General features: G+C 34.0%; 14 protein-coding genes. 3 read left to right on the forward strand and 11 right to left on the reverse strand.

Annotated elements, in window-relative coordinates; translation table 11 throughout:
- Nucleotides 1-137: 137 nt before the first annotated feature.
- The 11 genes from CF599_RS18490 to CF599_RS18545 form a co-directional block, all read right to left on the reverse strand.
- Nucleotides 138-761: a WbqC family protein gene (locus CF599_RS18490; RefSeq protein ID WP_121967408.1), complete on the reverse strand. Its 624-nt coding sequence runs from the start codon at nucleotides 759-761 to the stop codon at nucleotides 138-140.
- An 8-nt stretch (nucleotides 762-769) separates the two neighbouring features.
- Nucleotides 770-2,362: a signal peptidase I gene (gene lepB / locus CF599_RS18495; RefSeq protein ID WP_121967409.1), complete on the reverse strand. Its 1,593-nt coding sequence runs from the start codon at nucleotides 2,360-2,362 to the stop codon at nucleotides 770-772.
- Between the two features lie 39 nt (nucleotides 2,363-2,401).
- A complete protein-coding gene (dapB, locus tag CF599_RS18500; RefSeq protein WP_121967410.1) occupies nucleotides 2,402-3,103 on the reverse strand; it encodes a 4-hydroxy-tetrahydrodipicolinate reductase in 702 nt (233 codons plus the stop codon).
- A gap of 12 nt (nucleotides 3,104-3,115) precedes the next feature.
- On the reverse strand, nucleotides 3,116-3,700 hold the full coding sequence (locus tag CF599_RS18505; protein WP_121967411.1) for a DUF5683 domain-containing protein: 585 nt from the start codon (nucleotides 3,698-3,700) through the stop codon (nucleotides 3,116-3,118).
- Complete coding sequence (locus tag CF599_RS18510; protein WP_121967412.1) at nucleotides 3,700-4,605, reverse strand: ParB/RepB/Spo0J family partition protein; 906 nt, start codon at nucleotides 4,603-4,605, stop codon at nucleotides 3,700-3,702. Before CF599_RS18510 ends, CF599_RS18505 begins: the two co-directional genes overlap by 1 nt.
- A 22-nt stretch (nucleotides 4,606-4,627) precedes the next feature.
- Nucleotides 4,628-5,392 (reverse strand): ParA family protein, encoded by a 765-nt coding sequence (locus CF599_RS18515; protein WP_121967413.1) that lies wholly within the window; start codon nucleotides 5,390-5,392, stop codon nucleotides 4,628-4,630.
- A 256-nt stretch (nucleotides 5,393-5,648) separates the two neighbouring features.
- Nucleotides 5,649-7,238: a bacillithiol biosynthesis cysteine-adding enzyme BshC gene (bshC, locus tag CF599_RS18520; RefSeq protein ID WP_121967414.1), complete on the reverse strand. Its 1,590-nt coding sequence runs from the start codon at nucleotides 7,236-7,238 to the stop codon at nucleotides 5,649-5,651.
- Nucleotides 7,239-7,486: 248 nt separating this feature from the next.
- Nucleotides 7,487-7,711 carry a hypothetical protein gene (locus tag CF599_RS18530; RefSeq protein WP_254050365.1) on the reverse strand — a complete coding sequence of 75 codons (225 nt, stop codon included), beginning with the start codon at nucleotides 7,709-7,711 and terminating at the stop codon, nucleotides 7,487-7,489.
- Nucleotides 7,712-7,760: 49 nt separating this feature from the next.
- On the reverse strand, nucleotides 7,761-7,994 hold the full coding sequence (locus tag CF599_RS18535) for a hypothetical protein (RefSeq protein ID WP_121967416.1): 234 nt from the start codon (nucleotides 7,992-7,994) through the stop codon (nucleotides 7,761-7,763).
- A gap of 41 nt (nucleotides 7,995-8,035) precedes the next feature.
- Nucleotides 8,036-8,959, reverse strand: coding sequence for a hypothetical protein (locus tag CF599_RS18540; protein ID WP_121967417.1), 924 nt, complete (start codon nucleotides 8,957-8,959; stop codon nucleotides 8,036-8,038).
- The gene (locus tag CF599_RS18545; RefSeq protein ID WP_121967418.1) at nucleotides 8,956-9,204 is read right to left on the reverse strand and encodes a hypothetical protein; all 249 of its coding nucleotides are present in this window, start codon (nucleotides 9,202-9,204) and stop codon (nucleotides 8,956-8,958) included. The genes CF599_RS18540 and CF599_RS18545 overlap by 4 nt, the downstream gene beginning before the upstream one ends.
- Before the next feature lie 1,323 nt (nucleotides 9,205-10,527).
- Between CF599_RS18545 and CF599_RS18555 the strand changes: the two genes are divergently transcribed.
- The 3 genes from CF599_RS18555 (at nucleotide 10,528) to CF599_RS18565 (ending at nucleotide 13,642) form a co-directional block, all read left to right on the forward strand.
- Nucleotides 10,528-10,971: a hypothetical protein gene (locus tag CF599_RS18555; protein ID WP_121967420.1), complete on the forward strand. Its 444-nt coding sequence runs from the start codon at nucleotides 10,528-10,530 to the stop codon at nucleotides 10,969-10,971.
- Between the two features lie 89 nt (nucleotides 10,972-11,060).
- Nucleotides 11,061-13,259, forward strand: coding sequence for a radical SAM protein (locus CF599_RS18560; RefSeq protein WP_121967421.1), 2,199 nt, complete (start codon nucleotides 11,061-11,063; stop codon nucleotides 13,257-13,259).
- 11 nt (nucleotides 13,260-13,270) lie between these two features.
- Nucleotides 13,271-13,642, forward strand: a complete 372-nt coding sequence (locus CF599_RS18565; RefSeq protein ID WP_121967422.1) for a helix-turn-helix domain-containing protein — start codon at nucleotides 13,271-13,273, stop codon at nucleotides 13,640-13,642.
- Nucleotides 13,643-13,709 lie beyond the last annotated feature (67 nt).

Consider the following 13,709-nt stretch of genomic DNA (forward strand, 5'->3'; position numbering starts at 1 on the left):
AATTATCAAAAACAAAAGACGCTTTAAAAAAGGTTTGTTATAACCTCCTTTAAAAGCGTCTTTTTTTTGCATTATAGTGACTTGAAACCAAAAAAAAACCTTACTTTTTCAGTGCCCTCCCGTAAGGTCAGCTTTTTTTATATATGTATGTTTTGTTTTTTTAAGTAATCGACCGCATGCCTTCCTTCATTAAATAATAAATCTAGTATGCTTAGATTGTTTAAATAACCATGTCTGTCATCAAAAACTTGAACATAAGGCTCGAATGTATGTAAATCCTTTTTACCATTCGCTAAAGGTCTTAAATCAACCAAATCAGAACCAACTTCGTGTAAATATTCTGTTGTTTGAGTGTATCCAATGTTTATTCCTAAACAAGAACACAGTACTTCGTGTATCTGTAAATTCAGATCTAACATAAACTCTGCCTTTCCTTCAAATAGAGGACGTATATCGTCCTCGAAATATTCAAAGTAAGGAGAAGTTCTATACGCAGCTTCTAAGCTCTTAAAGTGTTGTTTTTGCCACCCAAAAGCATGTTCTATCCTTACATCTTTAAACTTTTGCTTTGATTCTTCTGAATGCTTGATTGGTATATTAAGCATTTGCTTACCATTAGCACTATAAATAAAAGCTCTATTCCTATTCGTTTGTTTCTGAAAGTTATCTTCCATTTCGAAAGCCACTTGTTCAGCTTGCAACATGGCAGCGAAGTGACTAATCGAAGGAAAATAAGTCGGATGAATAAGTATGTTATTCATGTTTTAATCTAGTATTTTGAATTCTTTTTATCTTTTCTTTTTTTGTATGTACTGTACCCGAATAGGCCAATCATAGCAACTAAGAAATAAGGGAAATATGAAGTTTGTTTACCATTTCCATTAACTGTAGTAAACATTCTATCCCATCTTATCTTATCTATAGCTTTAGACCATGGTAAATTTTGATCTAAACTTAACCAAATGAAAACTGGTTTACCTACAATGTGATCTTCAGGTACAAATCCCCAATATCTACTATCTTCAGATCTATTTCTATTATCTCCCATCATGAAGTAATAGTCCTGTTGGAATGTATACTTATCTGTTGCAATATCATTTATATAGATCTGTCCATTTTTAACCTCTAATTTATTTCCTTCATATACTTGGATTGCTCTTTTGTACATTGGGAAGTTCTCAGCTGTTAAAGTTATAGTCTCTCCTTTAGCAGGGATGTGTAATGGTCCTAAGTTATCCTCATTCCATGTTGGTTGATTATGAGGGAAAATCATAGTTGATACCATTGACTGTATATATTCTTTAGCTTCTTCAGGATAACCTTTAGTTACACTTAGTATCTGAGACATTGATTTAAGAACCTCTACATTCTCATCAGTTAGAGCAAAGAAGATTAGGGTTTTAGGGTCATTGTTATAATAAGTTACCCCTTCTCTTAAATCTAAACGTTGTATTATTGAGTTTAAGTCTAATGGTGTGCCGTCAGTTCTTACAGTGTAAGTAAATTGTAGTTTTGCACGGTCATTAAGCTTAAATAATTCATTGTTGATGTAAACGTCTCCATCTTTAATTGTAAGATTCTCTCCAGGTAGACCTACAGCTCTTTTGACATAATTCGTTTTCTTGTCAATAGGTTTATCTACTGCAGGACGTCTTAATGGGTCATTAAACTGATATACAGTATCAGTTGGCCAGTTAAAAACGACAATATCATTGTGCTGTACTTTTTGAAAACCTGGTAATCTAAAGTATGGCAAATGTGGCTTTTTTAAGTAAGAATTCTTCTTCGTAAAAGGTAGCGTATCATGTACCATTGGCAAAGCTACTGTTGTTACAGGTGTTCTAGCGCCATAGTGGAACTTGCTCACGAATAAGAAATCTCCTACTAATAAGGTTTTCTCTAATGATGAAGTAGGAATAGTGTAAGGCTGTATTACATAAGTGTGTATAACAGTTGCTACTACTACAGCAAATAATATAGAACTTACAGTTTCACCAGAGCTTGTAGCAGCTTTAGTACTTCTGTTTTCTACATATTTTACATCAGTTGCATAGTTGATATAGTATATATATAATCCAAGTGTAACAACACCTAATATTGTATCTACTGTTTTATTCTTTCCGAAACTTCTAAGTGTTTCTACCCAGATGACAGGGAACATAATTAAATTCACAATAGGAACAAATAGCAGAATAACCCACCATTTAGGACGGTTAATTATTTGCATTAATACTACTGCATTATAGACAGGTACTATTGCTTCCCAGCTTTTCTTTCCAGCTTTTACATATAATTTCCAAGTTCCAAGAAAGTGAATTACTTGTACTAGTAGAAAAAACAAAAACCATTGAGACATTGTCATAGTTTAATATTGTTTATTGATTGTTAGTGAAGGTAATTATTATTTTAGATTTAGGACATCCTTCATAGAGAATATTCCTTTCTTATTTTGAATCCATTCTGCAGCGACTACTGCACCTAGCGCAAAACCTTCTCTATTATGAGCTGTATGTTTTATTTCTATCTGATCGATAGCCGAATCATAGAACACACTATGTGTGCCAGGTACACTGTCTATACGCTTAGCATCTATATGGATTTGATTATTCTCTGCTTGATCTAGTGTCCATTCAGTATATTCAGTATTTTCTATGATACCATTAGCTAAAGAGATAGCAGTACCACTAGGAGCATCTAGTTTTTGAGTATGATGTATTTCTTCCATAGAAACCTTATATTCTTTAAGATTACTCATCATCTTAGCAAGATAACTATTTAACTCAAAGAATAAGTTTACACCAAGGCTAAAGTTAGATCCATATAAGAAAGCACCATCGTTTTGAGTAGATAATTCTACTATGCTATCATAGTGTTCTAACCAACCAGTTGTGCCAGATATAACAGGAATGCCTAGTTCTATACACGTTGTGATATTCTGTACAGCTGCATCAGGCACACTAAAGTCTATCGCTACATCAGCATTTTTTAATCCATCATATGTATCTGTACTTTTTTTGCGTAGTACTATTTCATGACCTCTTTCTATGGCTATTCTTTCAATGATTTGACCCATCTTGCCATATCCTAATAATGCAATTTTCATTGAATATAATGTTTAAAAGCGATACTCTACATTGATCGCGTATTGGAATTGGTTTTGGTTTTGAAGATTCATTCGATCTAATTCAAAAGCAGGTTTAATAGTCAAGTTTTCATTGACGTTAAACTGCATTAAGTGAGCATCTACGTTAGCATCTATGATGCTTAGAACATAGAATCCTACTGTGATTACTACAGATAAATCTCTGTTTCGTCTATAGAATTTCTGTGCTTCTAGCACTCGTTCATTATCTAGACCTCCGAACGTAGGATCATTAGGATCGTTTATTCCCTGCAGACGTTTTTTGTATTCATTTCTGTATCTGCCGTATTGTCTTTGGTTATCTGCCCAGAAGTAAGCAGGAATACCTATACCTGCATATACTAAGGGTACTTTCCAGTATTTTTTATTATAAATTTGACCTACACCAGGAATAACTGACGCATAGAATGCTGCTCGAGAAGGAGCCAATGGATCTAATGGCTTTTCACCTAACGAGTATTCAGTAGTAGATTTTTTATCTCCGTTTGCAGACTGTGCATAAGTGGGGTGACAGACTGCTCCTATGAAGAACAATAGGATTAATAATACGTGTTTCACTAATTTTCTAATAGTTTGATAATACGATTTAAGTCTTCTTCTGAATGGAATGGAATAGATATTTTTCCTTTGCCATTAGTAGCAACTTTAATATCCACTTTTGTTCCAAAGAATTGACCAAATGATCTCGTATAGTTTTCAGGGATACTAAATTCTTTATTTTTCTTCGGTAAAGCAGGTGATGCGATACCTCTTAACTGTTCTTGATATTTCTTTACGATAGCCTCAGTATCTCTCACAGATAAGTTCTCTGTGATAATCTGATGATAGATATCTGTCTGTACATCTAGGTCTTCAATGTTGATAATCGCACGACCATGTCCCATTGTAATGAACCCATCTCTAATACCAGTTTGGATAATAGGGTCTAAGCGTAATAATCTTAAGTAGTTAGCTATAGTAGAGCGTTTTTTACCTACTCTGTCACTTACTTGTTCTTGTGTCAGATTGATTTCTTCCATCAGACGTTGATAAGATAGCGCTATCTCTATCGGATCTAAGTCATGACGCTGAATATTCTCTACTAATGCCATTGTTAGCGACTCGTTGTCGTTCGCTATACGGATATAAGCAGGTACAGAGTCTAGACCAACTATCTTAGAGGCTCTTAAACGGCGCTCTCCAGAGATAAGTTGATATTTATTAAACTCAATTTTTCTTACAGTAATAGGTTGTATTACACCTAATTCACGAATACTCGTAGCTAATTCTTGTAAAGACTCTTCGTTAAAGTTAGTTCTAGGTTGAAAAGGATTTATTTCAATAGAATCAATATCTAATTCGATAATATTACCGATTACTTTATCAGCATTATTATCCTCAATTGATCTAATATCATTATCCGGATCTTTTAAAAGAGCCGATAGTCCACGTCCTAAAGCTTGTTTTCTTAATGCCTTTGCCATAATATTCTAAATAAATAATCTCCTAGCTATTTTTTCGAATAATCTCCTCTGCTAGATTGATGTAATTCGTAGCCCCTTTACTTGTTGCATCATAGTTAATGATACTTTCACCAAAGCTAGGTGCTTCACTTAATTTCACATTTCTCTGAATAATAGTATCAAATACCATATCGTTAAAATGCTTCTGTACTTCTTCTACTACCTGATTTGACAGACGTAGACGAGAGTCGTACATGGTTAATAATAACCCTTCTATATCTAGATTAGGGTTGTGTATTTTTTGAACACTTTTAATAGTGTTTAATAACTTACCAAGTCCTTCTAATGCGAAGTATTCGCACTGAATAGGAATAGCCACTGAGTCAGCAGCTGTTAATGCATTTAATGTTAGTAATCCTAGAGAAGGAGCACAGTCTATAATGATATAGTCATACTTATCTTTGATAGATTTAAGTGCTTCTTTAAGCATATACTCGCGATTTGGTTTATCTACCAATTCGATTTCAATAGCCACCAAGTCAATGTGTGCCGGGATTAGATAAACATTAGGTGCAGTACATTCCACGATAGCTTCTTCTGGCGTACAGCTGTGCTCTAATACTTCATAAGTCCCTATTTCAATAGAATCTACATCTACACCTAAGCCTGATGATGCATTAGCTTGAGGATCTGCGTCTATTAATAAGACTTTTTTCTCAAGTGCTCCTAATGAAGCCGCTAGATTGACAGATGTCGTTGTTTTTCCAACTCCACCTTTTTGATTAGCAATAGCAATGATTTTACCCATTATACCAAAAGAATATTTTTATAAGTGGTAAAAATACGATTATTTGCGACTCTACGAAATCTTATTTATCAACATTTTCCTAAAAACATTAAAATTCAATATCTTATAACAATAAATGCCATCTGTTTTATAAATGGCATTTATTAGATAATATTATTGTTTTTATCCGAAATTATTATTTCATCTTCTAATATCTGACTATTTAACTAGTCGAGATATTAAACAGATTGTTACTTATTTAAAGGAAAATATTTTGTTATAATACCACAATGTCAAATTCGTGACTTAATGGTTCTAGTTGTTTAAATAAAGCTGTTATCATTTCATCGCCAAACTCTTTGTAATAAACAGAGAAATTGACAATGCGCTCTTGAAGACTGTTGTTAGGGAATAGTTCATTTTGTAATAAAACTATTCTCTCTAATTTCTCACTGTGGTTTCTCTTTTCTGCTTTTTGCAGTCTTTTCTCTAGATTTTCTAATCCTTTGATTTGTTTTACTTTTTGTGCGTTAACAGCTCCTATGAAGGATTTGTCTGTCTGAGTAGCGATTGTTTCTAATGCTTTAAACTGCTCTTCTAGAAGGGCGCGTTGTGCATTAAAGTCAAATTGTATTGAAGAGTATTCCTTTGTTTTAGCATTGATTAATATACCTTGTTTAGTGAACATATCTTTCCAAGTCAACTCAAGTTTATCCATCTTCTCTACTTGTTTAGTAGTCGCTAGGAGTACCGAATTTCTCAATAATAACATAGGAAAAGTTACCTTGTGTAGATCAAATACTTTCTTCAACTCTAACCAATATGCCAATTCTCCACCACCACCTGTATAACACAGATTAGGTAGTATCACTTCTTGATATAAAGGGCGCAATATCACATTAGGACTAAAGTTCTCTGGATGAGCTTCCAGTTCTGCTAATATAGCTTCTTTAGTAAATGTGATAGCTGTGTTATTGACTTTATATACCTCATCTTCATAGATGATACGCTCTCTCAGATTATCTTGGATGTAGAATAAGTTAATCTCACGAGGATTTACCTGTATGAAATATTCTGATAAAGTGTCGTAGCTTTTCTCGACTTCCGTGATAGCACTTTGGTTGATTAATTCCTCTTTGATGTGTGGAGAGAATAATCGCTTAAGTTCAGTATCATCCCCATCTAGGATAACTAATCCATACTCAGCAAATAGCTCATTGGCTAAGTAACGTGTAGCATCAGTTAGATTATCGTGTTTTAGATAAGCATTCTCAAATAATTCTTTGATGCGGGTAGCATTAGTACCTGCACCGATATGAGATTTGAATACCTCAAATACTTTATCTAGCCCCTCTGTGCTTAATCGCCCCACAGGTCCTTTGCTCTCTCTGTTCCAGCAAATCACTTTCTCTTCAAAGACGAAGTGATTAATCTCTTCGAAGTCGTGATCTTCCGTTGCCATCCAATATACAGGTACGAAGTTCTGCTTCGGATATTGCGATTTAAGTTGCTTAGCTAAGTTGATCACTGAGATAATCTTGTATAAGAAATACAGTGGCCCGGTGAACAAGTTTAGTTGATGACCAGTAGTCACCGTAAATGTATTTTCTTGTGCTAATGCATTTATATTAGCCAATGTCTTCTCCGAAGTATTGGTGTTTTTATATTGACTTAACAGTGCCTGACAGAGTATAGCTCTATGCTCCTTAGAGTAGTTAGTAGCTTTCTCATCTAGCTGATGTTTAAAGTTTTCTATAGTAGGGAAGTGGTTATATAAGTGTTTTAGACTATCCTTTTGATTGAGATAATCTACCATTAGTTTTGAAAAATAGCCTGACTCTTGAAACGTAATTTTATCTAAAGGCATAATGTTTATTTTTTGCTAATTTAAACAATAATGGCTTTTTAAAAGAAGCTTTAACGTTGTTTAAAGATAATAACATTTTAACCCAGATTACGCATTAGCCAAATACTGCAAAGTAATTCTACTTCATAGTTCTTTCATTAGCTCTAAAACCATACTATAGTATGCTTGTATCACTAATTCAGAACTACCTTGTATAATTACTTTTCGTTTATATGTCTATCGCGTAATCTGGGTTTAATGGATTCAATCTATTCTTTTCGGATATAAAACCAACCCTTGTAATGTTTCAGTTCTGAGACAAGAGCAGTCGTATTAGTCAGTACTATCTCTTGAAATAATATATTCGGTAACGAAGCCATTATCTCTGTTATGGCGATATCTATTGTTTCATAATCCTCATCTGTAGGGATGCTGTCTAAGTACCCATAGATAACGATAGTATCCTCAGTATAATCATAAGCGATAGCACGCACATGGGGAGCAATAGCGCCAAAGATTTAAAACATTAAATGAAATATACTTTTATCCTTTTGGAACTATTCTTTTTCTAAGGTGTAGTTCATAAATATCCTTATCCTTGATATTATACTTCTTTTGTAGAATATCTAGGAAGGGTTTTACAGGGTTATCTATATCTGCAGTCTTAGCTGAAAAACCAAAATCTGTATCAATTCTAAAAGGAGATTTGCCATCTAATATATTAGGTAGTAGCCAAAACACTACCTGTTCATATACCTCCTGCGTTGGCGCATTCATTAACAGATAATGGCTTTCAATCTATTTTACCAGTTGACATACTATAACTCTTTTTGAACAATATAAGTAAACAAAGATTCTCCTAGTACTGTTAATTCATAAAATCTAGCTCCAGCAACACCAATCTTTTTAACTTTAATTAAATCATACCTTAAGTATTCTCTGAAGTTTAAACGATTAGAAGGAATTGGCTTTTCTTCTTTTATCATGATCATATCTTTTTGATATGAATCGACTATTCCTAATTCTAAAAATTTATTATAAATTTTTTCAACATTATACTTTTCACTAACTGAATATTCTACTATATCATCTATCTCTTTGTTTAACTCTTCGATACCATCCCCTTCATCTTTAACACTATTATTACTTAAAAAACCTTCCAACCAATACATGAATTTTATTCCATAAGGTAATAATTCAACGTATGGAATACCGTTAATTTCCTTTTGTATTATTATGTTTTTTTGAATAAAATCTTCATAATTTATCCAACTTTGAATAACCATTAAGGGAGTGCTATTTCCTTCATTTGAAATCTTCCTCAATGTACTATGTATATCCTCTTTATCTCCTCCATTACCTATAAAAAATTCCAATACATCATTAAAACTACTAATTTCTTCATCTATATTATTATGTCCTATTGGATGATTAAAAGAAATTAATTGTTGTTCTAATTCTCTTATTTTATTCTCTTTTATATAAATTATTTTACTGTTCTCTGCTAGAGTATTTTCATTTTCGCTAAGTCCTTTAGAAGTATCTTCTAAGGTTTTTGTCAGAGTAATTTTATCTTTATTTAATACTTCTATTTGAGTATTTAATGCTGCTAAAGTAGCTCCACCTGTCTTTTTTTGTTGAATTGTAAATTCATCTTCTGCTTTTGCACTTTCAACTTCACTTGCTTTTTTATTTCGTTGTTTATTAATCCAAGTAAGAGGTATATCAACCCCTAACATCATAAATGGAAAATAATATTTCCTACTATCGCAATTCCCAATGGACATAGATATCTACCACTATCAAACTTATCACTTTTTATTTTCTCAATAATACATTCTATTGTATCATTCGATTTTAAGATTAATAAGATTATATCCCAATTCCATACAGCTAGCAAAACAAAATAATAAAAGAAAATAGGCATTTTTAACCTATCCATAGTGTATTCCTTTATCTCCAATAGATTACTTTTTATCTCATCCATTATAACATGTTTAAACAACAAATATAGTCACTAAAACAGTATTTGCTATGTCATAAATTGGCTAAAAACAGTTAGGACAGTTTTTAGTTAACTTTGAAATAAAAAATGAGTAATTTTTTATCAAATCCTTTTTTAATAGTAATCTAGCTCACTTAACTCAATATGGATTTGTATAATCTTATCGTCATTAACCACTATAGATTCAACATTATGGACTTTTAGTGATAGTGGTTTATTTAATGGACAAAAAACTGATTGATCTATAGGATTAATTTACTATTTTTATAATTGTAGGTTTGCCTATTAGTTTATATTTTTTCCTTCTTTCTAGTCTTGATCTTATTAGGTTGCACACCACTTTTTACTCTTTTAGAGTCGGCTGAATACTCACTTGTCTTTCACTTCTTTTTTATCCAAATAGCGACAAGTTACTTCTGATTATGCTAGTGTATTGATCTTTGGCTTATAGCTACTTCATAATCTAGAGGAATACATACATTCTTCCTAAAACCTCCTGAATAACTGCAGTATCACTGCCCAATTCCTGCTCAGGAGGCACCTTTCAGCAAGCGTACCGCATACATACCTCACGCTTTGCCCAATAAAATAGAATTCCAAATAATGGAAGTAAACCTCTGCTTAAATTTGATTGGGATTATAAAACCTAATTTGCTGGCGTGGATTTGTAATCTGTTCCTTCTCCATTTTCAATACAATTGCAAAGGTCGGAATAACAGAATTCGTGTTTTTAGCAGAGGGAAGAAAACGCCACTTTTTACCATTTTTTGCCTAATTATTCCTATCTCGACTCAAGAATCACTTAAAGTCAGGAGACTTGGTTTAACATATAAAAAGGCTACAATCCCTTATATAAAAAGGGCTAGGGAGGGTTTGGTAATGGATTTATTCGGGAAGAGTTTTGGAAGGCTTTTGTAGTTGTTCGGAAAACAGGCCCTCTTTCCGAACAATTGCTGGATTCTTCCAAAGCCCTTCCGAAGGAATGGGTGTGTGAAAATGTACAAAACACTGAATTTTAATATATTACATTTTTTAAAAGAGCCCGTTTTAGGCCAAAAGTGGTCTTTTTTGCCCTTTTTAGGTCTTTTTTGCCCAAAAGGGACATTCTCTCAAAAAAAGATATTTAACTATCGTAGTTTTGCAGTGTTGTTAAATATAGTAATAATTTTCAATTACTCAAAGTAGCAAGACTTTGAGGAGGTATTAAAAAAGTAGTTAATGTACTTTTGTAAAGTAATCAGATGAATGTGATAGCCTATTTTTAATCAGAATGGTTATTTTAGTACTATCAAAATAGAGTTTGTAATGAATAATAATATGAGATTGTCTTACCAATATTCTTTTTTAGTTTTTCTAAAAAATGTGTTATTAGGGATTGTGTTTTTAGGTGTTGCTTGGGTACGGTTTTCTAAGTTTGAACCTAAATGGACGTTCTTTGAAATTTTGACTATCATTGTGGTACTGGTATTTAGTATACTAATTGGGAGTCAGGCATTATATCTGTGTAGTGCTTATCTGAGAAATGATAAGATAGTCCTTAAGAAATTGTTAAGGGGAGAGAAGACCTATACTGCTAAGCAGATTGTCTCGATCAAAAAGATTAATATGCGTGGATTGCATTATGTGATGGTCACTATGCGAAATGTAGATGGTACTATGGAGCGATTTATGATTTTGAATATTTATACTTGGTATGCAATGTCTAAATATAATGCTGAGGAAGTGTTGACTGAATTGCAAAAGAATTAGTGAAAGGTTCCTTAAAATTAATTAAAGAAAGGCTTGATAAAGTAAAATGGGATTTAAGATAGTATCTTTGCACTCCAAAATACGATACAGTGAATACAACAATAGCATTTATAACACCTCCGTTTACACAGTTAAACACACCTTATCCGGCTACGGCTTATATTAAGGGGTTTTTAAATACCCTAAATATAGATAGCTATCAGGCAGATTTAGGGATAGAGGTTATATTGAAATTGTTTAGTAAACAAGGGTTAGTAGACCTATTTGACTATGTACACGAGCATATAGAAGAGGTATCTCCTAATATTCATCGTATCCTTGCTTTAGAAGAAGATTATATCTCAACGATAGATGCTGTAATTGCTTTCTTACAAGGGAAGAATGCTACATTAGCACACGCTATCGTACAAGAGGACTACCTGCCTCGTGCGTCACGCTTCGAGCAATTAGAAGAACTTGAGTGGGCATTCGGTAGTATGGGAATACAGGATAAAGCGAAGCACTTGTCAACGCTTTATTTAGAAGACTTGTCAGATCTTATCGTAGAGACTGTAGATACTAACTTTGGGTTCAGTAGATATGCAGAACGCCTTGGTCGTTCAGCACATAGTTTTGACGAGTTGTATAATGCGTTACAACAGCCATTGACTTATATCGATGAGATTACTATAGATTTATTACAACAGCTGATAGACAAGACTAATCCTAAGATAATGGGTTTCTCTGTACCTTTTCCGGGTAATTTATACAGCAGTTTTAGATGTGCTCAACACATCAAGAATAACCACCCACATATTAAGATAACAATGGGAGGAGGATTCCCGAATACTGAGTTGCGTTCGTTAAAGGATGTACGTGTATTTGAGTTCTTTGATTTCATTACCCTTGATGATGGAGAGGCTCCGTTAGAGAACTTAATTCTATACGTAGAAGGAAAAATAGCACAAGAAGAGCTTAAACGCACACTAATCGCTAAAGATGGAGAGGTAGTCTATATCAATAATCCACTGAAGCGCGATTATAAACAGGCTGATGTAGGTACACCTGATTATTCAGACTTACCACTTACTTCGTATATCTCTGTGATAGAGGTAGTGAATCCGATGCACCGTATGTGGAGTGATGGACGATGGAATAAGTTGACGATGGCACATGGGTGTTATTGGGGGAAATGTACCTTCTGTGATATTAGCTTAGACTATATCAAGGTGTATGAACCGATAGCAGCTAAGCAGATCGTGGATCGTATGCAGACGTTAATTGAGCAGACGGGAGAGACAGGGTTTCACTTTGTGGATGAGGCTGCACCACCTGCATTAATGCGTGAGGTGGCGTTAGAGATTATCAGACGCAAGCTGACTGTGTCGTGGTGGACGAATATCCGCTTTGAGAAGAGTTTTACAAAAGACTTGTGCTTACTACTAAAAGCATCGGGATGTGTTGCAGTCTCTGGAGGATTAGAAGTAGCATCAGATAGATTATTAAAATTAATAGATAAAGGAGTTACTGTAGAACAAGTAGCTCGTGTAAATAGAAACTTTACAGAAGCGGGTATCTTAGTACACGCTTATCTAATGTATGGCTTCCCAACGCAAACGGCTCAAGAGACGATAGACAGCCTTGAGATGGTACGTCAGTTATTTGAAGCAGGAGTAATGCAGTCGGGCTTTTGGCATCAGTTTGCGATGACGGCTCACTCACCTGTGGGGATGAACCCTGAGGAGTATAAAGTAGAGCGTATCAATGCTGATATGGGGACATTCGCTAATAACGATGTGCCACACGTAGAGAAGAATGGTGCTATACACGATAAGTTCTCTTACGGACTAAAGAAGTCACTGTTTAACTTTATGCACGGGATGTGTTTTGATATGCCATTAGGGGAGTGGTTTGACTTTAAAGTTCCTCGTACAAGCATTCCTTCGGATTATATATATACTTGTCTAAATGATGAACCATTAACGGTATGTAAACCAAATCAAAAGGTAGTATGGTTAGGGACATTCCCTTATATCGAATACTTTGAGAAGAAGAAAAAGAATAGAGTTTTTGAAATGGCTCAGTTAGTGTTTTATACTAAGAAGGAGACAATAGCAGTGGATGTGGATAAGGCAGTAGGAGATTGGTTTGTACACTTTGTAGAGACCTTAAAAGAGAAAGCCTCTCAGACGATGACTTACCAAGATATGAAGAAGGACTTTGAGGAATTTACCAATGAAGACTTCGAACCGTTCTGGTATTCTAAACCTGCACAGACTTTAAGAGAGATGGCACTGTTGGTTTTATAATATATCAGGTTATGAGAAAAGAATCATCCACTAATTTTAGCAATGAGAACACATTAAATGAGTTTTGTGCAGCACATCGTGTATTAACACAGATTAGTGGACGATGGAAGATGTCTTTACTTTTTGCTTTGGCAGAGCGCACTTTGCGTTACAAGGAATTTATCGTTGTACTGCCAAATCTATCAGAGCGTATTCTAACGAAGCAATTGAGTGAGTTGCAACGCGATAATTTGATTAGCAAGACCAAGGATAAAACATCTTCGGAATATTCATTAACAGTGAAGGGAAAGAGGTTTATTGATTTACTGAAATCTTTTCAATCGTTAGATAATTTATCATCAGTGTCCGATAAAAACTTTTATCGGAGCTTTTCATATCTATAATATGCTTTAAATCATCCTCTTAACTCGGATAACCGATCTTTACACCTGTAAATAGGTTATCCGAAGA

Source organism: Myroides sp. N17-2 (assembly GCF_002286775.1).
Classification (GTDB): domain Bacteria; phylum Bacteroidota; class Bacteroidia; order Flavobacteriales; family Flavobacteriaceae; genus Flavobacterium.